The sequence below is a fragment of the Paraferrimonas haliotis genome (assembly GCF_002282895.1).
Lineage (GTDB): Bacteria > Pseudomonadota > Gammaproteobacteria > Enterobacterales > Shewanellaceae > Paraferrimonas > Paraferrimonas haliotis.
This window is the reverse complement of sequence record NZ_NRRB01000001.1, coordinates 1-25,103: the sequence shown is the minus strand read 5'-3', so window position 1 is coordinate 25,103 and position 25,103 is coordinate 1. Positions and strand designations below refer to the sequence as shown.

Here is a 25,103-nt window from a genome sequence, read left to right as displayed (position 1 = left end):
TAACAATAACTTATAAAAACCAGTTTTTATAAAAACTTTGTCTATAAACAATGCCGCACGATGTTCATCACTTCTTATAATTGAAGGTACAACAAGAAACACTATGGATGGGCATTATGATTTTACTTATCGGGGGCGAAAAAGGCGGAAGTGGTAAAAGCTGCCTAGCTCAAAATACGGCGGTTTACCTTGCCAAAGAATGCGGTGCTTCAGTGATGTTAGTCGACTGCGATCCTCAAAGGACCAGCGCAGACTGGGCACAAACTCGCGGCAACAACAGCAAGTTAACCAAAATCAACTGCGTTCAAATGTACGGCAAAATCCGGAATGATTTACTCAGCCTACAAAAAGCCTACGACATCATCATTGTCGATTGCGGCGGTCAGGACAGTTTGGCTTTGCGAGCAACCTTATCGGTCGCGAACTACGCCATGTTACCGCTACGACCCAAACGTCGCGACTTAAAAACCGTCTCCCACATGGATGAGTTACTCGCCACTTGCCAAATGATCAACCCTGATTTGAAAGCGCACTTTGTTATAACTCAATGTCCGTCTCTTCCTAATCAAGCAAAACGTATTTGGGAGGCCAAAGAGGTCTGCAAAACATGGGGCATCCCGGTTTTAGAAGGTGTGACCTATCACCGCAATGTATATGACGATAGCGAAGAGTCAGGGCTGTCAGTGATAGAACAAGACAGTGAAGGTAAAGCCTCTGACGAAATTCGTAGCTTGGTTAACGAGCTTATGGAAGTCAGCAATACTGAAGAATTAGCCACCCGTTTTCGTGAACAACGTGAGCAGTTAGGACGAGGAACTTATGCCATTAGCGGATCTAAAGAAAAAGCGGCCTACGCCATCGCATAAGCCCTTGTCCGTCGACGATTTTATCGACGGAGCTTTGGACTATGCTTCGGGTCGTCAAACGCCCATGGCAGCGAATACTGTCACGCGAAAATCTTCCGCCAAGGTCACTCAGTTGCGCCCTCAACAGATGACCTTAATCGAAGATAGAGCGCCACAAAAAAAGCCAGTTGACGTTGAAGACAAGAGCAAGTTTATTCATGTCAGCTATACCATAACCAGTTCGGCACTGGCGCAATTGAATGCGAACTCCCAACGTCATTCAATGGCCAAGTCACGGTTATTGCGCGTCTTACTGCAACACTTTGATTCACTCCCTCCCATAAAGCAGTCTCAGTTGTTGCAGGCCAATGCAGTGCGCTAATGCGCACTGTTTTTTTATCTGCGGCTAAGACTTCAATAACGGTCGGCGATAAATTAAGTAGTAAATTGCTGGAATTACAAACAAGCTTAACAGCGGCGCTGTTATCATGCCTCCGACCATGGGTGCTGCGATTTTTTGCATCACATCGTTACCACTGCCAACGCCCCACATAATGGGCAACAAGCCAAAGAATATGGTCGCTACGGTCATGGCTTTTGGACGTATGCGCAACACCGCACCTTCAACAAGCGCTTGTTTTAATTGCTCCCTACTTTGTAGTTGGCTTGTTTGCTGGCGCGCTTTAATGGCGTTATTTAAATACACTTGCATGACGACCCCAAATTCTGCCGCCACCCCGGCTAGCGCTATCATACCAACTGCTACGGCCACCGACAGGTCGTAGTTCAGCAGGTATAAAAGCCAGGCACTGCCCACCAATGCAAACGGCAAGCTAAGCATGATGACCGATGCTTGAATCAGCGAACCAAATGTCATCATTAGCAACAAGAAAATAACCGCCAACATCAGTGGTACCACCAATTCCATTTTCTCGGCAACCCGTTGCATGTATTCGTATTGCCCTGCAAAGCTGTAGTTGTATCGCGCCGGTAACACCAACTGTTCTTGCAAGGCAGCCTGGGCCTGACTGATGTACTCACCGATGCTGACGTCGTTAATGTCCACAAATACCCAGCTGATTAAACGGCCATTTTCCGAAGCAAGCATGGGTGGCCCATCGTTGATACTGAGGCTTGCCAAACTGCTAAGCGGGACGTACTTGCCGGTTTTAGTGAGCACAGGCAGCGAACGTAATTTCTCGATGTCGTCTCGAAGCTCTCGAGGGTAGCGAATGTTGATTGGGTAGCGTTCTCGGCCCTGAATCGACTCGCCAACTTGCATGCCGCCAATGGCCATTTGCACCACATCTTGAACATCGCTTAACGTCATTCCGTAACGGGCGGCGGCCGGTAAGTTAGGCTCTATGTCCAAATATCGCCCGCCTTCAGTTCGCTGGGCGAATGCTGAGGCCGTATTCGGTAACCGCGATAAAATTGCCTCAACTTCTGCACCAATGCTTTGTAACTGAGTTACATCAGAGCCGGATATCTTAATGCCAACGGGGGTTCTAACACCCGTTGACAACATGTCGATGCGAGTTTTGATTGGCTGAACCCAGGCATTGGTTATACCCGGTACTTTTACGGTCCGCTGCAACTCATCAATGATGTCTTTCAGGGTGTATCCTTGCCGCCATTGGTCTCTAGGTTGCAAACGAATGGTCGTTTCCAGCATGGTCAATGGTGCAGGGTCCGTGGCGGTTTCTGCTCTACCCACCTTGCCAAATACACTTTTCACCTCTGGGATGGTTTTTATCAGTCTATCGGTTTGCTGTAGGATTTCCGCCGCCTTTCCGGCACTAATACCCGGAAGGGTTGTTGGCATATAAAGCAAGTCGCCTTCATCCAGCTCAGGCATGAATTCCGAGCCCATTCGTGACAACGGCACGACGGCAGAGCACAGCGCAATAACCGCAACAAACAAGGTCACAACAGGAAAGCGTAATACCAGCCTCAATGTTGGTTTATAAATAGCAATTAAAAAACGGCTTAACGGATTGTTGCTTTCTCGAGGAATACGCCCGCGAACAAAATAGCCCATCAATACTGGAATTAAGGTGACCGCCAACAGTGCTGAAGCCGCCATAGCAAACGTTTTCGTATAAGCCAACGGGTGAAACAATCGCCCCTCTTGAGCTTCTAAGGCGAACACAGGAATAAAGCTCAAGGTGATGATCAACAAACTGAAAAACAAAGCTGGCCCAACTTCTATGGACGCATCTATAATGGTCCGCCAATGTTCGCTACCGGTTGCCGGATGGCCCTGTTGCTGCTCATATTTATCCAGGTGTTTGTGTGCATTCTCTACCATCACAATGGCCGCATCTACCAGTGCCCCAATGGCAATCGCAATGCCTCCAAGGCTCATGATATTCGCATTCACACCCATAAATTTCATGATGATAAAACTTATCAGAATCGACATTGGTAAACTGATGACCGCCACTAGCGTCGAGCGAACATGCAATAAAAAGACAAAGCAGATTAGAGCAACCACCAACATTTCTTCAATCACTTTGTCTTTGAGGTTGTTCACTGAATTGAGAATCAACTGCGACCTATCATAGGTAATGACCAGCTCGACGCCTTGGGGCAGCCCTTGTTCAATTTCAACAATTTTTTCTCGAACTTTGTCTATGGTTTGCAAAGCGTTTTCGCCATAGCGCATCACTACGATGCCCCCCACCACTTCGCCTTTTCCATCAAGTTCAGCGATGCCGCGTCGGGCGCTAGGGCCGGTTCGAATCTGTGCCACGTCTTTCATTAACACCGGTGTTCCCGACTCCGATACCACTCCCAGCGGTATTTCCCGGAAATCATCCAAGTTTTGGCGATACCCGGAAGCGGTGATCATGTACTCCGCTTCGCCCATTTCAAGTACAGAGCCACCTACCGAGTTATTGGATTGTTCTAACGCTCGGCGAATACTCATGAGATCTAACTGATAAAGCGCTAATTTATGGGGGTCGACCACAATCTGGTAAGACTGTTCCATGCCGCCAACGGTGGCAACCTCAGAGACCCCTGCAACGCTTTGCAACTCCAGTTTTAAAAACCAGTCTTGCAAACTTCGTAGCTGGGCAAGGTCATGTTTGCCCGTTTTATCCACCAGCGCATATTGAAATACCCAACCTACCCCAGAAGCGTCCGGTCCCAAACTTGGAATAACGCCCTGAGGGAGTTGAGACTGAACCTGCGATAAGTATTCTAGAACCCTTGAGCGGGCCCAATAAATATCGGTACCGTCTTCAAAAATCACATAAACATAAGAGTCGCCGAACATGGAGAAACCACGCACGGTTTTAGCACCGGGTACGGCCAACATGGCGGTCGATAACGGGTAGGTTACTTGGTCTTCTACCAGCTGTGGTGATTGTCCTGGGTAACTTGTCTTAACAATCACTTGTACGTCAGACAAATCCGGCAACGCGTCCAATGGCGTTGAGTGCATGGCTTGATAACCAACAACGGCGATAATAGCACTGAGCAATAGCACCAAAGCTCGCTGTTTGACTGAGGCTTCAATTAACTTAGCTAACATATTAACCTCAATTAATGGTGGCTGTGATCGTGATGAGAGCCATCGGGTGAAGGCTGGCTTAGGCGCTGAAGACTTCCTTGAATACTGGCCTCAGAATCGATCAGGAACTGCCCAGAGACCACCACGTTATCCCCTGCCTGCAAGCCATCAAGCACTTCCGCTTGGCCTTTTACCATAATTCCGAGCTTAACAGTGACCGAGCTAAAAGTTGTGTCACTGAGTTGCACGACCACCCGATTTTCACGACCGGTCTGAATTAAGGCTTCCATGGGAATAATCAATAAATCGCGCTTAGGCCCCCCATAAAGCTCCACATCGACTAATGTTCCGGGACGCAATTTCTTGTCGGGATTTGCAAGTCGAATTCTAACCTGCATAGCCCGCGTAACCGGGTCTAACTCTGGGTAAATGTAATCGATACTGCCTTCCAACCCAAACAGTCCCTGCGCTGCTGCGGTCACATCGGCGGGTCGTCCTTGCTCTAACCACGACTGTTCATTTTCGAACACGTCAGCGATCACCCAAACATGACTTAAATTAACCAATTCAAACAAAGTATCACCCGGCTGAATATACATGCCATCGCGCACGCTCAAATCGCTAACGTAGCCGTCTTGAGGCGCGTAAAAAGGTACCCGATATAAGCTTTGTTTAGAGGCTTCTATTTGCTTAATGGTTTTTTCGGAAATGCCCAGCAACTCCAAACGAAGCCTAGCTTTACGAAGCAGCTCCGCAGACATTCGATCTGAGCTACTGCTGTAGTCTAATGCTTGTAAAAAATCATCTTGAGCAGACACCAGTTCAGGCGAGTAAAGCTCAAACATAAAGTCGCCCTTTTTAACGCTTTGACCAACATTGTTGATGGCCATTTTTTCTATCCATCCGGTTGCGCGAGCGTGTAGATGAAAAATACTGTCTTGGTCGTATTGCACGGTTCCTAAGGTCTTCACGTAGCGCCATAATGTTCCCTTCTCAACCGTTTGAGTGCGCATACCTAAGGCTTGCTGCATACCTCCTGCGACTTCGATTTCTATGGTTTGAGATGCGCCCCCTACTTCTACTTTTTCAAGATTCATTCCACAAATAGGACAGGTTCCTTCACTATCAGAAACAATTTGAGGGTGCATTGGACAAACGTATTTGGTTTGCGCCTGTGTTTCTTGCTCAATAGGCTCTAAGTACATATTACAAATTGGGCATCGTTCCCCCTCTTCACCCGTTTGTTGCGGGTGCATAGGGCAGGCATAGCCGCTAGTGTGTTGATGCTGGTGTTGAGCAGTAGTGTCGACGCTGGTTGCCATCGCCACATTGAAAAAGGATAGACTGACGACAAATGTTACTACCAACAGCGTTAATAGTGATAGGGATGGGAATCGCTCACCCATGGTAATCTCCAAATATTGCACTGCACTTGCAGCGTCTTCATCAATAGCTAACGCATTGTGTTCTAGAAAAGCACAAAGCGCTTTAAATTATTTATAAAGAATAGCGATTAACACCTTGGAGGCGGTGATTTCTTGAAAAGCAGCAAGGAATACGGCGCTTCGTCGAAACCGTTTCCTTCGGAAGAGGATTTAACGCCCGTATTAACGTTCGTAATGGGAATAGCCGCAGCAGTCACCACAACCGACGAGCATTGACCGCACTGCTCTGAACAGCTCCCATCTTCGCTAGCCAAACACTGGTGCTGTGCTGAGTCGCTGTCGCAGCAATCATGAGATTGAGTCGACTGAGCGGTTCCAGTGCTGTGGCAGTCCATTGCGTCCTGGGTTTGCGAAATCTCACTGGTTGTAGGCATTGCTGTCTGAGTGGTTGGGCCTTTGGCACTAACAACTAGGCTTTGTCCAAGCAAAGCCATCATCATGAATAGGGTGCCGAAGATTCTTAACACGTAGTGTTCCACTGCTGTTATTTTGAGTTCAAGGGAAGCTTAACCAAGCCCTTCGCGCTTTGTCAAACTCGCGCTTGGGTATTACTGCAAAGATTACAGAGATTGTAAGTAGGCACACGCGGCTGGTAGAAAGGTTTCAGCAACGGTTAGTGTCTTTTGTTGATGGTGAAACGGACGGCGCCGACCCCATAACGCACCAGACCATACATTATCTTTAGCAAATGCTTGAAAAACCGGTGTATCACAAGCGTGTTCGGCAAATGTTAACGGCCCCTGCTCAAAGGGCGTGGTGTTAAATAGCACTTCCCCTAACGGCCGGTTTCCTAACTGCTTAAAGTCGATATTTGAAATGGCAAGCAGGGACTGGGGAATGACTGTTCGAGCAAAAATCCAAGGCTGATTGTCTAGATGCAATAAGACTTCACGAACCCAATAGACTTCATCACTGGTGGACGTTTTCTCGTTGTCACAAAGCATCATGGCTTGCTCACCTAAGACTTCCACTTCAAAGCCTAAATCTAATGCTTTTAAGCGTTCTGTTAAGCTGTCTTGGCTTTGCAACCATTGCGACAATATACCGTAAGGCTGACAACGCAGTTGTGAGAACTTCTGCCAATTTGCATAACCGCCATAGGGAAAACTCAACCGTTCCATATTAATGCGCGTAGACTCCAATGACATTGCTGAACTTACAATGCTTTACTGTTTGCGCCATCAAGATTCACCACCACGGTTGAGCCGATGACTGTCAATAAATGCTTGCCCTACACCAACCAGCAGGCCGCCTAAATGAGCGCCATTGGCAACGGGGATACCCAAGACATCCATAAACCCGAGTGCCAGCCAAAACAACATAAAGCCGGCATAGGCCGGAGCAAGATATAATCCCGACTGAGGCGCGCGCCGCCCCATGATCCAACAATAGCCCATTAGAGCATAAACCACCCCAGACAAGCCGCCAAAATTTGGGCCCGTCATAAAATACTGGAGTAAATTAGGCAGCAAGGCGGCCACCAGCAAAATCAATAGAAGCTTGCTTAACCCTAAGTTTTTCTCCACTTGTCCGCCGAGCATCCACCACCACAACCCATTAAATGCTAGATGTACGATGGAAAAGTGCAGCAGCACTGGGGTAAACCAGCGCCAAAACTCTGCAAAATTGGCCTGTTGTAAGTTTGCAAAGAAAAAAAGCGGCGTATAGATCGCTTCAGCTAAGCCCATTACCGCGAGTAAGTATATTGCGACACAGATAGAGAGAATAGTTAGCGTTAAAGGACCTGCACCTTGTTTTAGTTGATGGAAGAAGCTTGGCCCTTTCTGATAATTGAATCGCACCTTAGCGTCACCGTCGCTCCAGGAAGCGGCATAATACTTAGGATCATTGGGCGACTGTAAAAAACGCTCAAACTCAATTTGAGCACGCTCTAAATCGGCTTCATCTCTTATTTCAATTGCAAAGTTACCCGATTCAGCGGGTCGTATTCGTGCTGGCACTCCCTGGCTTTTAAGGTAATCAGCCAACGCTTGTGCAGCTCGACTGTTGGGCAGTTCACCGACTATTATCATATTAACCGAATGCCTGTCCCCAAGCCTGATAGCCGCCATCTAGGCTGTAAACCTGATTGAGCCCTTGCTCGACAAGGTATTGGGCCGCTTGTTGGCTACTGATGCCATGATAGCAAACCACGATAACCGTCTCATCTTCTTCGGTTTCATCGAGTATTTGTTGCACGTTATCGTTGTTTAACGGTAACGAACCTGGAATGTGTCCTTGTGAAAAGCTTTGCGGGTCACGGATATCGAGTACTTTAGCCGCCTGTTTCTCTAGCAATTCACTGGCTTGTATTACGGAAATTCGTTGAAAGCTAGTCATTGTAATGCCTTAGTCTTAGCTGTTGACTCTATCTTACGTAAAATGGCGCTAAAAAGCGCCATTAGTGTGGGTTAAATTTACAATCATTCCCAGTTAAGGATAACTTTACCGGATTGACCTGAGCCCATCACATCAAAGCCTTTTTGAAAGTCTTCCACATCAAAATGATGGGTAATAATAGGAGTGATATCCAGACCTGACTGAATTAAGCTGGCCATTTTGTACCAAGTTTCAAACATTTCACGTCCATAGATACCTTTAATAATCAGTCCTTTGAAAATAACTTGTGACCAATCGATCGCCATTTCTCCGCCAGGAATTCCTAGCATAGCGACCTTGCCGCCGTGATTCATGGTGTCTAACATAGAGTGAAACGCTGATGGAACACCTGACATTTCCAAGCCGACATCAAACCCCTCGGTCATTCCAAGCTCAGCCATCACCTCGTGCAAGTCTTCCTTGGCGACATTTACAGCGCGGGTCGCTCCCATTTTTTGGGCTAGCTCAAGGCGATATTCATTTACGTCGGTAACCACCACGTGGCGAGCACCTACGTGCTTGCACACGGCCGCTGCCATAATACCTATGGGTCCAGCTCCGGTAATGAGTACATCTTCACCGACTAGATCGAAGCTTAAGGCGGTGTGGACGGCATTTCCGAACGGATCGAAAATCGACGCTAAATCATCGGATATGTCCTCTGGGATCTTAAATGCATTGAACGCTGGAATAACCAAGTATTCTGCAAAGCACCCTTGTCGGTTTACCCCAACACCAAAGGTATTGCGGCACAAATGAGTGCGGCCAGCTCGACAGTTTCGGCAATGACCACAGGTAATATGACCTTCACCTGAAACCCTATCGCCCACTTCAAAACCGCGAACTTCGGTACCAACTTCTACCACTTCGCCTACGTATTCATGGCCCACAATCATGGGAACAGGGATGGTGTTTTGTGACCATTCATCCCAATTATAAATGTGCATGTCGGTACCACAAATCGCGGTTTTGCGGATCTTGATCAATAAGTCGTTGTGACCTAATTGCGGTTTTTCCGACTCAACCATCCAAATGCCAGGTTGAGCTTTTAATTTACTGAGTGCTTTCATCAAACTGCTCCTAGATGATTGCCATTTCTTTGCCGATGCGAATAAAGGCTTCAATCGCTTTATCTAATTGCGCATCAGTATGAGCTGCAGACATTTGAGTACGAATTCTCGCTTGGCCTTTCGGTACCACAGGGAAGCTAAACCCGACGACGTAGATGCCTTCAGCCAACAACTTATCGGCAAAGTCAGCGGCAAGCTTAGCGTCACCTATCATAACGGGAACAATGGCATGATCCGCGCCTGCACAGGTAAAACCAGCCGCTTCCATTTCGCCTCTAAAGCGTTGACTGTTATCCATTAGACGCTGACGCAAGGCTTGGCCATCCTTCAGCATTTCTAAAACTTTCAATGAAGCACTGACAATCGCCGGTGCAAGTGAGTTAGAGAATAGATAGGGGCGGCTGCGTTGACGAAGCCAATCGATAACCTCTTGCTTAGCGGAAGTAAAACCGCCAGATGCGCCCCCCATGGCCTTTCCTAACGTACCGGTAATAATATCGACCCGATCCATTACTTGGCAGTATTCGTGGGTTCCGCGGCCATTGTCTCCGACGAACCCAACGGCATGGGAGTCGTCAACCATTACCAATGCGTTGTACTTATCGGCAAGATCACATACGGCTTGCAGGTTCGCGATAACCCCATCCATCGAGAATACACCATCGGTCGCAATCAATTTGTGTCGAGCTCCGGCTTCATCGGCGGCCTTAAGGCAAGCTTCCAGTTCCGCCATATCGTTGTTGGCATAACGAAAACGCTTTGCTTTACACAAACGAACCCCATCAATGATGGAGGCATGGTTCAAGGAGTCTGAAATAATTGCGTCATCGGCGGTGAGCAAGGTCTCAAATAAACCGGCATTTGCATCAAAGCACGACGAATAAAGAATGGTGTCTTCCATTCCTAAAAAATCACTCAGCTCAGCTTCTAGTTTTTTATGAATGTCTTGAGTTCCACAAATAAAACGCACCGACGCCATACCAAAGCCATGGCTATCGAGCCCTGCTTTAGCGGCATTAATTAAGTCAGGATGGTTAGCTAAACCTAAGTAATTATTGGCGCAAAAATTAATCACATCATCGCCGCTGGCTACGCTAATGCCGGGCTGTTGGGCGGTGGTAATAACACGTTCTGATTTGTATAAACCTTCCGCTTTAACATCCACAAGTTGCTGTTGTATTTGACTATAGAAAGAAGCTGATGACATGAGCACTCCTAAAAGGAATTGAGCTGGAAAAATCGATTGGCGGCATTGTAGCCATAAACTTAGCAGTTCGCAGCTTTTTTGTGATGTTAACACCCCCGACCACTGAGGCAACCAAAAAAACAGCCTCAAAATGAGGCTGTTTTGGCCGTTGTTTCTAACCCCTAAGGATTTACGATGAACTCCATCGCTATCTCGTCACAAGCGTCTTGCCGCGGACACAGTTCGCAATCTTTCATCACTTTCTCGGGTAAGCTGTCCTTATCGGTATCAACAAAGCCCATTTTGGCGAAAAACTCTGGTGCACGCGTAAGAACAATGAGGCGGTTGAGCTCCAACTCACGAGCTTTGTTAAGCATGTAGTCTACGAGAGCCTTACCTTGTCCTCGGCCTTGATGTTCCTCGTCAATGCCCACGGAGCGCAACTCAGCGAGCCCGGTTCCGTATATATAAAGACTGGCGCAGCCCACCACTTTATTGCCATTATCGGCTACGGCGAAGTCTAAAATGTCACGCAAAACATCGTCTCTACTGCGAGGTAAGGTCTCACCGAGATCGGTCCAATGGCTCACGATGCGGGTAATGTCGTTGACATCAGACAGCCTAGCCGGGCGTACGTTGAGCATTTCGGCTTTATGAGCGTTCAATCGCAGTTGAGTTTTATCTAATGAATGTTGCACCTGCTCTATCGGCTTGTCTTGACGCACCAAGGCTTCTTTCACTTGCTTGATTGACGTACCACCAAGAACATCTCGTTTGTCCAATATGGACTCAATGGTTAAGTGTTGATAAACATCGGATTGAATGATGTTTGAAAAACCTTGCAACTCTTCCAGTGTAAAATCTTCAAGCGCTTTGTTCGCCGCAATAGCGCCCACTACCGCTTCACCAACAATGTGGTGCGCTTCTCTAAACGGAATGCCTTTTGATACTAAGTAGTCCGCCAGCTCAGTAGCGTTTGCATAGCCCTGCTGTGCCGCCGATAAGGCTCTGGCACGGTTTACTTTTAAGTCTTTCATGACCAATGTCGCCATTTTCAGACAAATCTGCCACGTATCAACAACATCAAACAGACCTTCTTTGTCTTCTTGCATGTCTTTGTTGTAGGCCATAGGCAGGCCTTTCATTGTGGTTAAGATCCCCATCAAGGCACCGTATACCCGGCCCGTTTTACCACGGATTAACTCCAAAGCATCTGGGTTTTTCTTTTGAGGCATCAAGCTCGAACCAGAGGTCACCTGATCCGCAAGCTCAATAAAACCGGCTTCGCCAGAATTAAAGAAGATGAGATCTTCAGCCATTCTCGACAAATGCATCATGCTGATAGCCGCACTATTACAAAGCTCAATTACGTGGTCACGATCGGATACGCCATCGAGGCTATTCATGGTCGCGGTTTTAAAACCTAAGGAGACTGCCAACTCATGACGGTCAATGGGATAGGCCGTCCCAGCCAGCGCTCCAGAGCCTAAAGGACAAACGTCCAATCGAGTCAAGCCATCTTGCAGACGTGTCACGTCTCTTTCTAGCATTTCTAGATACGCCAAGCACCAATGACCAAAAGTGATGGGCTGGGCACGTTGCAAATGGGTATAACCTGGAATAACCGCGTCAGATTCACGTTCCGCCAAATGAATAAGCGACTGTTGCATTTTTATCAACAAGGCGAGTACGGCTTCACCTTCTTGTTTGCACCAAAGCTTTAGATCCGTCGCCACTTGGTCGTTACGGCTGCGGCCTGTGTGCAACTTTTTACCCAGATCGCCAACTTTAAGAATAAGCTGTTGCTCTACGAAGCTGTGAATATCTTCAGCTCCGCTTGCGACCACTAATTGGGGTTGGCCGTCGAACTCTGCTAACACTTCCAACAAGGCTACTTGTAATCGCTGCGCCTCTTCTGGACTGAGTACATCAACCTTTGCCAGCGCATGAGCCCAGGCAATTGATCCTTCTATGTCTTGTTTAAGCAAGCGACAATCAACAACTAACGAGTCGTTAAACTGTTTGAATAAATCGCTGCTGGCTTCGCTGAACCGCCCACCCCATAACGCCATATTATTTCTCCTGCTGCTTCAGAGCGGAAATTCTGGAAGATAGGCTGAATAACCGAATAAAACCTTCCGCGTGTTTTTGGTTGTATACTTCATCTTCGTCAAACGTGGCAAACGCTTCGGAATACAAGCTATTAGCGGATTGACGCTGAGCGACCGTTGCTTGTCCTTTATAGAGTTTAATCACCACCTCTCCACTCACCAGTTGTGCCAATGAATGCGCTGCTGCCAACTGAGCTTGGGCGACTGGAGTGAACCAACGGCCATCATATAACAAGTGACTAAACTCTAGACCAATTTGCTCTCTAAAGTGGTGAGCCGACTTATCTAGCACTAACGCTTCTACGCCCCGCAACGCTTCCATCATCACAGTGCCTCCAGGAGTTTCGTAGCAGCCACGAGATTTCATGCCCACTAACCGGTTTTCGACGATGTCGATACGACCTACGCCATGGGCTGCGGCGAGTGAGTTTAAGGTTTCCAGCGCTGCAAAGGGGGATAACGCTGTACCATTTACCGCGACCACTTCGCCTTTTTCTACCTTCACCGTGATGTACTCTGGCTCATTCGGTGCTTGCTCAGGCGACACCGTCCAAGTCCACACTTTCTCTGTTGGCTCACACCAAGGATCCTCTAGCTCTCCGCCTTCGTGAGAAATGTGCCAAGCGTTGGCGTCGCGGCTATAGATTTTCTCAGCCGATGCGGTGGTAGGAATGTTTTTCTCGGCCAAATAATTCAGTAAATCAGGACGAGAGCGCATACTCCATTCACGCCATGGCGCGATAACTTCAAGCTGAGGAGCTAACGCCGCATAGGTGCTCTCAAAACGCACCTGATCGTTACCTTTACCAGTACAACCGTGAGCAACGCCATCGGCGCCAAGCTTCAGGGCGAGCTCAACCTGCGCTTTAGCAATAATAGGCCTCGCCATTGAAGTGCCTAGCAAGTACTTACCTTCGTATACGGCACCGGTCTTTAGGATCGGGTAAATGTAGTCACTTACAAACTCATCTTTTAAATCAACCACATAACAACTGCTTGCGCCAGAGGCTAGTGCTTTTTCTTCTACACCCTCGAGTTCGGCAGCGCCTTGCCCTACATCGGCAACAAACGCTACGACTTCACAACCGTATTCTTCCTTTAAATAAGGAATGATCGCTGATGTATCCAAACCACCGCTATAAGCTAATACGACCTTGCTTACTTTAGACATGAAATTTCTCCTAACCTAGTAACTTGAGTAATACGGCGTTTTGCGCATGCATGCGGTTTTCGGCCTGCTGTAAAATTACGGATTGCTCTCCATCGACCACCTCGGCACTAGCCTCTTGGCCTCGGTATGCTGGTAGACAGTGCATAAATAACTGAGCATTTGTTTGTTGCATTAATTGAGTATTAACCTGAAATGGCATGAATTTCTGCTTAATTTCAGCCAACTCAACGGTATCTCCCATGGAGATCCAGGTATCGGTATAGATTGCTGATACGTTTTCTAAAGCGCTGAGTTTTTCACTCAAGACAATATCACCACCGTGTTTTTGAGCGAGCGCTTGTGCTTCGAGCACCAACATTGCATCTGGGAAGTGCCCTGGTGGGCATACAATGGTCATCTTCGCGCCGGCTAGCGCTGCGCCAAACATAAGTGAATGGGTCACATTGTTGCCATCACCCACATAAGCTAAATGGACTTGAGTCAAATCAACGAAGTGCTCTTTTAAGGTTAACCAGTCCGCAAGCCCTTGGCAGGGGTGGTATAAGTCTGATAATGCGTTGACCACTGGAACTGAGCCGTGTTCAGCCAGCTCTTCAATTGTTTGCTGAGTAAAGGTACGAGCTACGATGGCGTCGACCCAGCATGACAAATTAGAGGCAAAATCAGAGACAGGCTCACGAACCCCAAGAGCGCCGTTCTGCTGATCCAAATACACGGCATGGCCGCCGAGTTTGTTAATGCCTATATCAAAGCTCACTCGAGTTCTAAGTGAAGGCTTTTCAAACAGCATCGCCACGCTTTTTCCCGCCAAAGCCTGCGAATATTGTTGAGGATTGGCTTTTATTGACTGAGCCGAGGATAGTAATTCCAAAAAGGCTTCTTGCGTTAAGGTTTTTAGGGTAAGTAGGTGGTTCATTAACACGGCTCCTTAGCATCGCCCAATACTTGTGTTCCAAAATGACTGCCTTGAACGAACTTTAGCAGTGCTTGTGGCTCACTCCAGGAGCCCACGATGACGGCGCTGCCAATTTGTTCAGCCAGCTGCTGCGCCGCCTTTACCTTCACAAGCATGCCATCTTTGATAACTTGCTCGTCAATTAACTGGTTGGCTAACTTAGTATCAAGAACGTCTAGTAGTTGTCCGTTTTTACCCAGAACACCCGCCACATTGGAGAGTAAAATAAGCTGTCCGTTTACCAAGGATGCTACTGCACTGGCGGCTTGATCGGCATTGATGTTCAACAAAGTGCCACTTTTATCGACAGCAATTGAACTGATGATGGTTAACCAACCCTTATTAAAGGCGACTTCTAGTAAACTTGCATCATTGCCGGTCACTTCACCAACACATCCTAGCATTGGGTCTTTAATGGAGGCATTGACTAAGTTAGCGTCGGCTAGGCTAATAGCAATATTGTTTATACCTGCTGCGGTAGCGGCGGCCTGCAATGTTTTATTAGCGGTACCTGCAAGCGCACCAACGACAACAGGCATGTGAGAAGCGGGTGAAATCCGCAAGCCAAAGTGTTTATCGCTGCTGTAGCCATTAGCGGCTAATTGCTCATCGACTAAGTCGCCACCACCATGAACCAACACCACATTGGTTGACTGCATTAGCGTGGCAATCGTATCCATTAACTGTGAGGTTAGGGAAGCATCGGCTAGCAGCGCACCGCCTACTTTAATAACGAGTGTTTTTTTCATGATTTACGCGCCCTTAACCAAACCAGCATTCTTGCCTAACTGATAATGAATGTTTATGCACTGCAAGGCTTGGCTCGCGGCGCCTTTCATCAAGTTGTCAATCGCACTGCTCACGATCAGCTGTTGACGCGGTTGATCGTATTGCCAACCAAGATGACAGCGCGGCGTGTTCACCACGTCGTCAAGCTTGGGCATAACCCCCTGAGCAACCGTTACCAGTGGATTGTCGCTAAAACACTGATAGGCCTGCTCAATCTGATACACACTCACGTTTGCTTTAAGCTTCACAGAAATAGTGGCCAAAATACCGCGCTTGAAGTTGCCCAAGTGCGGAGTAAAGACCACATCTTGCCCTAAGTATTTAGCGATTTCCGGCTGATGACGATGATTGAGCACCCCGTAAGCGTTTAAGCTGACTTCACAATATGATGAGGTAAGCGAAGCCTTGCGACCTGCTCCGCTTACTCCACTAACTGCGTTAATTACTGGCAATTGTTCATCGATGAGGTGCTGAATGGGCTTAAGTGCCGTTAGGCTGGCCGTTGGGTAACAGCCTGGTACGGCTATTAGAGTAGCGTCGACAATGTCATTCTCAGAGAAGTCGGCCAGCCCGTAACAAGCCGCATTAAGCAACTGTGTTTGTTGGTGTTCAAAACCGTACCACTGTGGATATTCGTTACTGTCTAAGCGATAGGCGCCACTTAAATCAAAAACGCTTAGGCCAGCCTCTATAAATTGTGCTGCAAGCGTTACGCTGACTTCGTGGGCTGTGCATAAGGCCACAGCATCGGCTTGCGCAATAATGGCGTCCATCGCCGTTTGCTCAAGAGGCTGCAAAGGCAATTCAATATCGCTGTAAGCTGGGTAAAGTTGATTGAGAGGCTTGTGGGCATCGAGGCTTGCTGCGGAAACATACAGGCCTTGTAATGCTAATAAAGAATGATTGTGGATCAACTGCGCGAGTTGAGCGCCTGTGTAGCCGCTTGCGCCTACAATTGCGATATTTTTCATCTTACCTATCCGAATTATGTGTTACTTTTTTAATGAGTCAAAACAGCGAGTTGTCATCAGACCGAATCAACTTATTAAAAGTCGACGGTCTGTTAGATTCGTCGTCGTAATCCTAGTAGTGCAATATCGGTTTTCATAGGCGATTTAATACTGTGTTGCAATTGCGTCGTTGGTTAGTTGATTGCTAGACTAACTGCTTAAATTTTTTTATGCAATAAAAATGAATAAGTATTTTTTAAATTTATGAAAAATTTACCCTCGTTAAAACAAAATTTCAGCAAGTTGATTGAAACGGCATCAATCAGCTCGTTAGATGCAAGCTTAGACATCAACAATGGACCGGTACTCGACCTGATAGAAGCTTGGTTTACTGAGCTGGGCTTCACCTGCCAACGACAAGCGGTTGCAGGGACTCGAGATAAATACAATTTAATTGCTCAATACGGTCAAGGAAAAGGCGGTTTGTTGTTTGCTGGCCATACCGACACAGTACCATTCGATGACAGAGGCTGGCAGTCCGATCCGTTCACGCTAACCGAAAAGGACAATAAGTGGTATGGCTTAGGCAGTTGTGACATGAAAGGTTTTTTCGCCTTGGTCATCGAGGCGCTGCGAGACTTGCCGCTCGATAAGCTACAACAACCCATCTACATTGTGGCAAGCGCAGATGAAGAAACCACCATGGCTGGAGCAAAAGCACTGGCGGCGCAACCCATGATATCGCCACATTTTGCCATCATTGGCGAGCCGACGGGGTTGCAGCCGGTTTATTTGCATAAAGGGCACATGGCTACGGGGATCCGTGTGCATGGAAAAAGTGGCCATTCTTCGGATCCTGCCAATGGCATTAACGCCATCGAAATTATGCATAAAGCCATCGCGCAATTGCTCAAGCTGCAACAGTATTTATCGGAAAACTATCGAACCGATGCGTTTAGCGTAGGCTACCCAACCTTAAATTTTGGCCATATTAATGGGGGGGACGCCGCCAATCGCATTTGTGGCTGCTGCGAGTTGCACATCGATATTCGACCGCTTCCTGGTTTGGCTTTAGCAGAGCTCAATGCTTTAGTGGAACAATTTTTGTCGCCTTTGCATCAACAGCACCCTAATTGCATTGAAGTTAAGGAGTTATACCCAGGGGCCGAACCTTTTAAAGGAAATAACGACTCAGCCTTTAGTGACTTGGTTGCCAAGGTCAGTGGTCAAAAACCGATGGCGGTTAACTATGCTACGGAAGCCCCTTATATTCAAAGCCTTGGCTGCCAGACTTTAGTGCTTGGTCCCGGAAGCATTGCTCAGGCGCACCAACCCAATGAATATTTGGCCATGGACCAACTGCAACCCAGTATCGATTTATTCAAGCAGTTGGTCTTGCAATGCTGTGCTAAAAGCGAATAATCAAACAATTAATAAGACCATGGAGTTGAACAATGGCTGACATGTATGCCTCGTTAAAATCAAACGTAAGTTTTCTCGGGCAAGTCTTAGGTGACACCATCCAAGAAAGCGAAGGCAAGCAGTTCCTCGAAAAAGTAGAAACCATTCGGCAACTGGCTAAAGCATCTCGCAATGGTGATATTGACGCCGGCGAACAAATGTTAGCGACCCTCACAGCGCTTCCTGATGATGAGCTCGTGCCCTTTGCTAAAGCCTTTAATCAATTCCTAAACTTAGCCAACACCGCTGAACAATTTCACACCATTTCTCGTAACTGCGACGAATTGGTCTGCGTACCGGATCCAGTAGAGCAGCTTTTAGGGCGCCTGCTTAATGGAAAAATGGAACACAATCAGGTCCAGCAATGTTTAACGGAACTGAATATTGATCTAGTGCTCACAGCACACCCAACCGAGGTTTCTCGACAAACCTTAATTCATAAGTACGATGCACTTGTAGACGCCCTCTCAGAAATGGAAAATCCACAGCTAACGGATGTGGAGCAAACCCAGCTAAGACTGAGAATTCGTCAACTCATTGCGCAAATGTGGCACACCAATGAAATCCGTCAAACGCGCCCTACCCCAGTTGATGAAGCCAGTTGGGGAGTTGCCGTTATCGAATCCTCTTTGTGGCAAGCCGTCCCAGATTATTTGCGCCGTTTTAACGACAAACTGGTGGAGCATACCGGCCAAGAGTTACCGGTGGAGCTGGCTCCTATACGTTTCTCAAGTTGGATGGGTGGCGATCGCGATGGTAACCCATTTGTAACCGCGAAAGTCACTCGGGAAGTACTGCTGCGCAATAAGATGGCGGCAACACGCCTATTGTTTAGAGACGTTGAAGCCTTAATTGACGAACTTTCCATGAACAATGCCAGCGATGAACTGTTGGCTCAAGTTACCGATACCAGTGAACCTTATCGAGAAGTGTTACGCGCCTTGCGTGAACGGCTGCGGGGCAGCTGGGAACACTATAAGCTGGAACTGGCAGGCAAACAGGGGCATTTTAACGATGGCCTAATTCGCTCGGCCAAAGAGGTGTTTGACCCCATCCACTTGTGCTATCGCAGCCTTTACGACAGCGGTATGCGGTTAATAGCCAATGGTTTACTGTTAGACGTTATACGTCGCATCGCGTGCTTTGGTATTTGCCTGACTCGCTTGGACATTCGTCAAGATGCGGCTCGCCATGCCTCTGCCATCGCTGAGCTAACTGAATACCTTGGCATGGGGGACTATAATCAATGGAGTGAAACGCAAAAACAGTCCTTCTTGCTAACAGAGTTAAGCAACAAACGCCCCCTCATTTCTAATGCCTGGCAACCTTCAAAAGACACTCAAGAGGTGTTGGATACCTGTCGTTTGATTGGCGAAACCAGCCAAGAGTCTTTAGGCTCTTACGTTATCTCCATGGCGAGTCAGCCTTCGGATGTGTTGGCGGTTTTATTGTTACTTAAAGAGTGTGATTGCAGCCATAGCATGCGCATAGTGCCGTTATTCGAAACCTTAGATGATCTCAACCATGCATCGACGGCTATTGAGTCGCTGTTAGCGGTCGATTGGTATAAGAATTACTGTCAGGGTCACCAAGAAGTGATGATTGGCTATTCGGACTCCGCTAAAGATGCTGGGGTAATGGCAGCAGCTTGGGGGCAATATCGAGCGCAGGAAGAGCTGGTCGAAGTATGTAAAAAAGCCGGTGTTAAACTTACGCTATTTCACGGTCGAGGCGGCACAATTGGTCGCGGTGGTGGCCCTGCTCACCAAGCAATTTTGTCACAACCTCCAGGATCAGTTGATGGCCGTATTCGCGTCACCGAACAGGGCGAAATGATTCGATTTAAATTCGGTCTGCCCAAATTGGCGGTGCAAAGTTTAGCGCTCTATACGTCAGCGGTTATGGAGGCGACTCTGTTGCCACCACCGGCACCGAAACAAAGCTGGCGCGATTGCGTGGCGGCAATGGCTGAACATTCGGTAGAGTGCTATCGAAACGTAGTGCGCCACGACCCTAATTTTGTACCTTATTTCAGAGCGGCAACGCCAGAAGTTGAACTGAGTATGTTGCCACTAGGCAGTCGTCCAGCAAAGCGCAATCCTCAAGGGGGCGTTGAGAGTTTGCGAGCCATTCCATGGATTTTTGCATGGAGCCAAAATCGGATGATGTTACCCGCATGGCTTGGCGCCGGAGAAGCCTTGCAGCAAGCCATTGATTCTGGCAAAACCGAATTGTTGCAAGAGATGATCAATTCTTGGCCGTTTTTCCAAGCGCGAATTTCAATGCTTGAGATGGTGCTCGCTAAAACTGAGCCAAACCTATCTCGCTATTATGAAAACACTCTAGTAGAAAAAGCACTGCACCCGGTAGGTAATGACATTCGAACTAAGCTGCAACAAGGTATTAATACCATTCTCGATTTAACCGGAGAACAGCGATTAATGGACCACACTCCATGGAATCGAGAATCGGTTGAGTTGCGAAACCCCTACATTGATCCACTGAACTTTTTACAAGCTGAGTTGTTAGGTCGTATTCGCGATCAAGACACCGTTGGTAAAGATCACGTAGAACAGGCATTGCTGCTTACGATTGCGGGCGTCGCTGCAGGTATGCGTAACACAGGTTGAGGAAATAGTTTGAGACGGTTTAAGCAGGCGCTGATAATAACGATTGCAATCTTGGCACAAGGTTGCGCCAGCAAATACTCTGTAAGCGAAGGCGAACTAGAAGGGTACATACAAGAGCACGTTGGCTATGAAACGAAAACTGTAAGTACCCCCGTTTTTCGTACCGAAGTCAGTTTAAACGACATTTCGGTGACCTTAGGGCACAAACAAGACACCATGAAAGTGTCTGCTCAATCGAAAATTAAGGTCTCCAATCCGTTATTTCCGCTTTCTGCTTCTGTATTCGTAGAGTTCGAAGCCAAACCCTACTACAACGCTGAACAACAAGCTTTGTACCTGCGCGAATTACAGTTGGTAAGCATGAAAAGCGACCCGCCTCAATTAAATGAGGCGCTATCCTATATTACGCCCCAAACAATACAGTTTTTGCGCTATTTTTTAGAAAGTCAGCCAGTATATCGGCTTGATCAAAAGCAATGGAGCCAAGCGGTCCTTGCTAAATTTACCAAAGGCGTTGAAGTGACCCCTGGATACATCAATTTCTCTTTCACTGACTAATTCTGGTCAGCTGATGCGCTTTAGCATGGGATAGTCGGCAATAGGGAACTGACCTGCGATCGCCCGTCGTAACATGTCGTAGGCCACCGCACAGCTCATATTTCTGATCCAGGTCCGAGAACGATTGCCGAATTGAAGCCGTTGAGTGAACACCTGGTTTCGGGTCGATAAACCAATGCAAACCGTGCCAACGGGTTTATCGTCTGAACCACCTTCAGGCCCTGCAATACCGGTCACCGACAAACCATAATCTGTATCCATAATTTGTCTAACGCCAAGGGCCATCTCAGCAGCCGTTTGTTTTGATACCGCACCATGTAGTTCCAGCGTATCGCTACTAACGCCAAGCAGCGTTTTTTTAGCTTGATTGCTGTAACTTACAATGCTGGATTGCAAATATCGACTGCTGCCGGGAAAAGCGACTAACTGACTCGCGAGTAAGCCTCCAGTGCAGGACTCAGCTGCGGCAATAGTCACACCTGACTTGATAAGCTGCTTATGAATGCATTCGGCTAGGGTGTGTCCACCTTCCCCAAAGAAGGACTCTCCTATTTGCTGCTTAACTTTTTTAGTGGTCTCATCCAGTTTCGCGATTGCTGCGTCTGTTCTTGCAAAGATCTTTACTTCTAGCTGTGGCGAAGAAGCTCTGTAGCCTATGTCTATGCCGTCGCTTAAAGTCACCGAGTCTAATCGGCTTGCCAGTTGAGATTCTCCTTCTCCAAAGGTCATCAGTTTCGCTAACTTTACAGGGGTACGACTTGAGCGTTGAGATCGGACAAAAGGCAGCAAGTGATCATGAATCATGCGTTTGAATTCATGAGGCACACCGGGTGTGAATAAAAGCCAAGCATTATTGAGCTTGATTCTAAAGCCGCAGGCGGTTCCTACTGGATTCTCTATCATAACCGCCCCTTCGGGTAACATTGCTTGCTTTTTGTTGTTAGCCGCCATAACGCGCCCTGAGCGAGCAAACCACTGGCTCATTAACTCTAACCATGGCTCATTAACAACAAGCGGGACACCACAAGCTTGCGCCGCAGCTTGTGCGGATAGGTCATCCTCAGTAGGCCCTAAGCCGCCATTAACTACAATGACATCGGCAGTTTTACTGCGCTCTTGAAAAACTGAAATCAAATCTTCCATTCGATCGCCAACCGTTGTCTTTCGAGATAACTCAAAGCCATTATCCAGCAAACAGTTAGCAAACCAGCTTGCGTTTGTATCTACGATTTGCCCTGAAAGTACTTCTTCACCTGTACAGATAAGTTCTATTTTCATCGAGAGTAGTTAAAGTCGAATGCGGGTTAGCCGAGATTATCACATGACTCATGGATTTGCAGAACCAATCAATACTGGTTATGTTTTAATCGTACTTGATTTAGATCAAAGGCCCAAAAGCGAAGAACCTTGAGCTGACTTTGTTTTTTCGAAAAAATTCAACGACAATAACAAAAGTTTGATCCAGCTCACGCTATCAGTTTTCACCTCTACAAGGCCAATGACTTATACTGAGCACATTCAGCAAGTGGACTATAGTTATTTAAGTCCCTGCTAAAGAGACAAATTTTAATATCTAGGAGATGGCCATGAACTGGCGTGCACTATTCAAACCGAGTACTAAATACTCAATTTTCGCTTTGTTAGTTGTTGGTATTATTATTGGTGCTGTTGGTTTCTTTGCTTCGCAAAAAACCTTGCATGCAACCAGTACTGACGAGTTTTGTATGACTTGTCACAGCAACCACTCACTGAAAGACGAAGTATTAACTTCGGTTCATGGCGGTAATAAACACGGTATCGTTGTAGAGTGTCAGCAGTGTCATATTGCACAAGACTCTTTCGGTTATCTGAAAAAGAAAATTATCGTGTCTAAAGATCTTTGGGGTTACATGACCATTAAAGATTTCAACACTCAAAAATGGTTAGACGAAAATCGTGCAGAACAGGCTGAATTGGCTGCTGGTTACTTCCGTCAAATTGACTCTTCTACTTGTCAAAAATGTCATAGCCGCATCTACGAAGATCAGCCAGAAACTATGAGCAAAATGGCTCAAAGAATGCACAGCAGAAACTTCGAGAAGAAAGGCGAAGACGGTTACAAGACTTGTATCGACTGTCACGAAGGTGTTGCTCACCCATTCCCACGTGAAGGCAAGTCTCCAAAGTTCCGCGCTGCTAAATAATACGTAGCACGTTAACAACTTTGAAAGCCGGTTAGCTTAGCTAACCGGCTTTTTTATTTGCCAAGAATACGACTAAAGAACGAATTCTCTCTTGCCTGTTTGCGGTATCCAAAACTGTGTACTAAATTTTTATCGTGACCACTACTGCGTATCGTTGTAGTGATTGCACGTTCACACAAGCATCATCATTCTCATTGAAAAGGATATTCAAATGACTCAATTAGAAACACATCAGCTAGAACAAGTTAATGGAGGGGTTGCTCCTTTGATTATTGCGGCACTTACTGTAGACGCATGGGCAATCGGGTTTACCTCTGGTTTTTTAGTTGGCTATTTAACCGTTCAGAATCTAATGGAATAGGAGTGTCGTTATGCAAGAACTTAATTTAAACGATCAAGAGCTAGTACAAGGTGGTGTTATTCCTTTGATTGCTGGTGCAGTCGCAGTATCTAAAGCTCTCGGAGCAGGCTTTGCTCTTGGTATGGCTGCTGGAGCAGTCGTCGCATTTGCAACCTATACGTCTGATTAGAATATAGCTAAAAAGGCTAGGTAGACAAACCTAGCCTTTTGGGGGTTTGGCAACTATGGAACAAGAAATAGCTAAATGGCTATTAAAATTAAGTGCATTAATTATCTTCTTGCTCTCTATATTCTTATTTAGTCGCGCAGGATTCTCTTACGTTGGTACTGTATTAGTCTGTTTCTCGGTCTACTTCTATTGCTATGCATCGAACTATATTAAACAGAGTACAGTAGTATATTTATTACTTATGTCGTTATTTTCGCTTAGTTTAGTTATCGAATTTGGCAACAACAAAGCCACCTATTTTGTAATCACTGTAGTCTTCGCTTCTTTTTACTACATAAACTATAAATTAGTAGATTAGTGCCGTAGCTAAGTTAGCTCACTTAGGAGTATTCTTGTTAAAAGGGGGCTAATAGCAACAAATATTCGAACCCAAGCTGTGTCCACTCTAGTTTACTCTTATCATTCTGCCGGGTTGCTCTTTGAGCTACAAACTCGTGCGTTCAATACTTCTCCCTAAATTTATACACATAGGCAGAAACCATTTCTTACTACTCCATGAGAGAGTAAATCATCGATCACTCTTTAACGAAAAAGGGCCTCCCTTTCGGGAAGCCCTTTTTTGTTATTTGAAGCCTGGCGGTGTCCAGGACAACATCATAGATGTTGTCCGTTCCGACCTGAGATTGCTCAGCCGCAATCTCCGAGCGGTCTCCACCCTACTATCACATGATATGTGGCGCCTACGGCGCACTATTTATTTTCCCATGTGAGAGCACATCATCAAATTTGAAGCATAAAAAAACCCCCGTCAAAGACGGGGGCATTTTTATATTTAAAGCCTGGCGGTGACCTACTCTCACATGGGGAAGCCCCACACTACCATCGGCGCTATTGCGTTTCACTGCTGAGTTCGGAATGGGATCAGGTGGGTCCACAACGCTATGGCCGCCAAGCAAAACTTCGTTCGGAATAAACAAGCCGTAACCTACCGTGTTTGAGTAGGTTAGAGTCAACTACAAATAGGTAGTTGATAAGGTTCATTCCTTATCGACTTCGTCTAATGCATTGAGCTGCGAAGCGATTACTATCTGGTGCTAATAGGCAGATTCGAACTGCCGGCCTCACCCTTACCAAGGGTGCGCTCTACCAACTGAGCTATATCAGCGAAAATAAAACCCCTGTCGTTAGACAGGGGCTGTTTCGTATTTGAAGCCTGGCGGTGACCTACTCTCACATGGGGAAGCCCCACACTACCATCGGCGCTATTGCGTTTCACTGCTGAGTTCGGAATGGGATCAGGTGGGTCCACAACGCTATGGC

At 46.9% G+C, this 25,103-nt stretch carries 22 protein-coding genes, 1 tRNA gene and 2 rRNA genes; 8 read left to right on the top strand and 17 right to left on the bottom strand.

Annotated features, from left to right (window positions below):
- Positions 1 to 116 precede the first annotated feature (116 nt).
- The gene (locus CLC91_RS00120; protein ID WP_095497569.1) at positions 117 to 866 is read left to right on the top strand and encodes a division plane positioning ATPase MipZ; all 750 of its coding nucleotides are present in this window, start codon (positions 117 to 119) and stop codon (positions 864 to 866) included.
- A complete protein-coding gene (locus tag CLC91_RS00115; RefSeq protein WP_125828459.1) occupies positions 820 to 1,227 on the top strand; it encodes a hypothetical protein in 408 nt (135 codons plus the stop codon). Before CLC91_RS00120 ends, CLC91_RS00115 begins: the two co-directional genes overlap by 47 nt.
- A gap of 24 nt (positions 1,228 to 1,251) precedes the next feature.
- Here the strand turns inward: CLC91_RS00115 and CLC91_RS00110 are convergent, their stop codons facing one another.
- The 13 genes from CLC91_RS00110 to argC all read right to left on the bottom strand — a co-directional run bounded on the left by CLC91_RS00110 (position 1,252) and on the right by argC (position 16,442).
- Positions 1,252 to 4,386 carry an efflux RND transporter permease subunit gene (locus tag CLC91_RS00110; protein ID WP_095496933.1) on the bottom strand — a complete coding sequence of 1,045 codons (3,135 nt, stop codon included), beginning with the start codon at positions 4,384 to 4,386 and terminating at the stop codon, positions 1,252 to 1,254.
- Between the two features lie 11 nt (positions 4,387 to 4,397).
- On the bottom strand, positions 4,398 to 5,771 hold the full coding sequence (locus tag CLC91_RS00105; RefSeq protein ID WP_095496932.1) for an efflux RND transporter periplasmic adaptor subunit: 1,374 nt from the start codon (positions 5,769 to 5,771) through the stop codon (positions 4,398 to 4,400).
- A gap of 107 nt (positions 5,772 to 5,878) precedes the next feature.
- On the bottom strand, positions 5,879 to 6,277 hold the full coding sequence (locus CLC91_RS00100; RefSeq protein WP_125828458.1) for a hypothetical protein: 399 nt from the start codon (positions 6,275 to 6,277) through the stop codon (positions 5,879 to 5,881).
- Positions 6,278 to 6,370: 93 nt separating this feature from the next.
- The gene (locus tag CLC91_RS00095; protein ID WP_158220659.1) at positions 6,371 to 6,931 is read right to left on the bottom strand and encodes a chorismate--pyruvate lyase family protein; all 561 of its coding nucleotides are present in this window, start codon (positions 6,929 to 6,931) and stop codon (positions 6,371 to 6,373) included.
- Between the two features lie 60 nt (positions 6,932 to 6,991).
- Complete coding sequence (gene glpG / locus CLC91_RS00090; protein WP_095496929.1) at positions 6,992 to 7,843, bottom strand: rhomboid family intramembrane serine protease GlpG; 852 nt, start codon at positions 7,841 to 7,843, stop codon at positions 6,992 to 6,994.
- Between the two features lies 1 nt (position 7,844).
- A complete protein-coding gene (gene glpE / locus CLC91_RS00085) occupies positions 7,845 to 8,150 on the bottom strand; it encodes a thiosulfate sulfurtransferase GlpE (RefSeq protein WP_095496928.1) in 306 nt (101 codons plus the stop codon).
- 83 nt (positions 8,151 to 8,233) lie between these two features.
- Positions 8,234 to 9,259 (bottom strand): L-threonine 3-dehydrogenase, encoded by a 1,026-nt coding sequence (gene tdh / locus CLC91_RS00080; protein ID WP_095496927.1) that lies wholly within the window; start codon positions 9,257 to 9,259, stop codon positions 8,234 to 8,236.
- Positions 9,260 to 9,269: 10 nt separating this feature from the next.
- Positions 9,270 to 10,466, bottom strand: a complete 1,197-nt coding sequence (locus CLC91_RS00075; protein WP_095499773.1) for a glycine C-acetyltransferase — start codon at positions 10,464 to 10,466, stop codon at positions 9,270 to 9,272.
- 161 nt (positions 10,467 to 10,627) lie between these two features.
- Positions 10,628 to 12,517, bottom strand: coding sequence for an argininosuccinate lyase (gene argH, locus CLC91_RS00070; protein ID WP_095496925.1), 1,890 nt, complete (start codon positions 12,515 to 12,517; stop codon positions 10,628 to 10,630).
- Between the two features lies 1 nt (position 12,518).
- The gene (locus CLC91_RS00065; RefSeq protein ID WP_095496924.1) at positions 12,519 to 13,727 is read right to left on the bottom strand and encodes an argininosuccinate synthase; all 1,209 of its coding nucleotides are present in this window, start codon (positions 13,725 to 13,727) and stop codon (positions 12,519 to 12,521) included.
- Positions 13,728 to 13,737: 10 nt separating this feature from the next.
- The gene (locus CLC91_RS00060) at positions 13,738 to 14,643 is read right to left on the bottom strand and encodes an ornithine carbamoyltransferase (protein ID WP_095496923.1); all 906 of its coding nucleotides are present in this window, start codon (positions 14,641 to 14,643) and stop codon (positions 13,738 to 13,740) included.
- Complete coding sequence (gene argB, locus CLC91_RS00055; RefSeq protein WP_095496922.1) at positions 14,643 to 15,431, bottom strand: acetylglutamate kinase; 789 nt, start codon at positions 15,429 to 15,431, stop codon at positions 14,643 to 14,645. The genes CLC91_RS00060 and argB overlap by 1 nt, the downstream gene beginning before the upstream one ends.
- 3 nt (positions 15,432 to 15,434) lie before the next feature.
- On the bottom strand, positions 15,435 to 16,442 hold the full coding sequence (gene argC / locus CLC91_RS00050) for an N-acetyl-gamma-glutamyl-phosphate reductase (protein ID WP_095496921.1): 1,008 nt from the start codon (positions 16,440 to 16,442) through the stop codon (positions 15,435 to 15,437).
- A 243-nt stretch (positions 16,443 to 16,685) separates the two neighbouring features.
- Between argC and argE the strand changes: the two genes are divergently transcribed.
- Genes argE through CLC91_RS00035 form a run of 3 tightly spaced genes read left to right on the top strand, consistent with a single transcriptional unit; the run spans position 16,686 to position 21,070 of the window.
- Complete coding sequence (argE, locus tag CLC91_RS00045) at positions 16,686 to 17,843, top strand: acetylornithine deacetylase (RefSeq protein ID WP_095496920.1); 1,158 nt, start codon at positions 16,686 to 16,688, stop codon at positions 17,841 to 17,843.
- Positions 17,844 to 17,875: 32 nt separating this feature from the next.
- Positions 17,876 to 20,512 (top strand): phosphoenolpyruvate carboxylase, encoded by a 2,637-nt coding sequence (gene ppc, locus CLC91_RS00040; RefSeq protein WP_095496919.1) that lies wholly within the window; start codon positions 17,876 to 17,878, stop codon positions 20,510 to 20,512.
- Between the two features lie 9 nt (positions 20,513 to 20,521).
- Positions 20,522 to 21,070 (top strand): DUF1439 domain-containing protein, encoded by a 549-nt coding sequence (locus CLC91_RS00035; protein ID WP_095496918.1) that lies wholly within the window; start codon positions 20,522 to 20,524, stop codon positions 21,068 to 21,070.
- A 6-nt stretch (positions 21,071 to 21,076) separates the two neighbouring features.
- Here CLC91_RS00035 and CLC91_RS00030 read toward each other — a convergent pair whose 3' ends face one another.
- Entirely contained in the window at positions 21,077 to 22,348 is a 1,272-nt protein-coding gene (locus CLC91_RS00030; protein WP_095496917.1) for a competence/damage-inducible protein A, read from the bottom strand.
- A 308-nt stretch (positions 22,349 to 22,656) separates the two neighbouring features.
- Here CLC91_RS00030 and CLC91_RS00025 point away from each other — a divergent pair, with 308 nt between their 5' ends.
- From CLC91_RS00025 to CLC91_RS15005, 3 genes are all read left to right on the top strand, one after another.
- Entirely contained in the window at positions 22,657 to 23,253 is a 597-nt protein-coding gene (locus tag CLC91_RS00025) for a NapC/NirT family cytochrome c (RefSeq protein ID WP_095496916.1), read from the top strand.
- A 211-nt stretch (positions 23,254 to 23,464) separates the two neighbouring features.
- Positions 23,465 to 23,614: a class IIb bacteriocin, lactobin A/cerein 7B family gene (locus CLC91_RS00020; RefSeq protein WP_095496915.1), complete on the top strand. Its 150-nt coding sequence runs from the start codon at positions 23,465 to 23,467 to the stop codon at positions 23,612 to 23,614.
- A 10-nt stretch (positions 23,615 to 23,624) separates the two neighbouring features.
- Positions 23,625 to 23,783, top strand: a complete 159-nt coding sequence (locus tag CLC91_RS15005; RefSeq protein ID WP_179287506.1) for a hypothetical protein — start codon at positions 23,625 to 23,627, stop codon at positions 23,781 to 23,783.
- Positions 23,784 to 24,620: 837 nt separating this feature from the next.
- Here the strand turns inward: CLC91_RS15005 and rrf (CLC91_RS00015) are convergent.
- The 3 genes from rrf (CLC91_RS00015) to rrf (CLC91_RS00005) all read right to left on the bottom strand — a co-directional run.
- Positions 24,621 to 24,736, bottom strand: a 5S ribosomal RNA gene (rrf, locus tag CLC91_RS00015).
- A 136-nt stretch (positions 24,737 to 24,872) separates the two neighbouring features.
- Positions 24,873 to 24,948 (bottom strand) — tRNA-Thr (locus CLC91_RS00010).
- A gap of 46 nt (positions 24,949 to 24,994) precedes the next feature.
- Positions 24,995 to 25,103 (bottom strand): 5S ribosomal RNA (rrf, locus tag CLC91_RS00005); the annotation flags it as partial.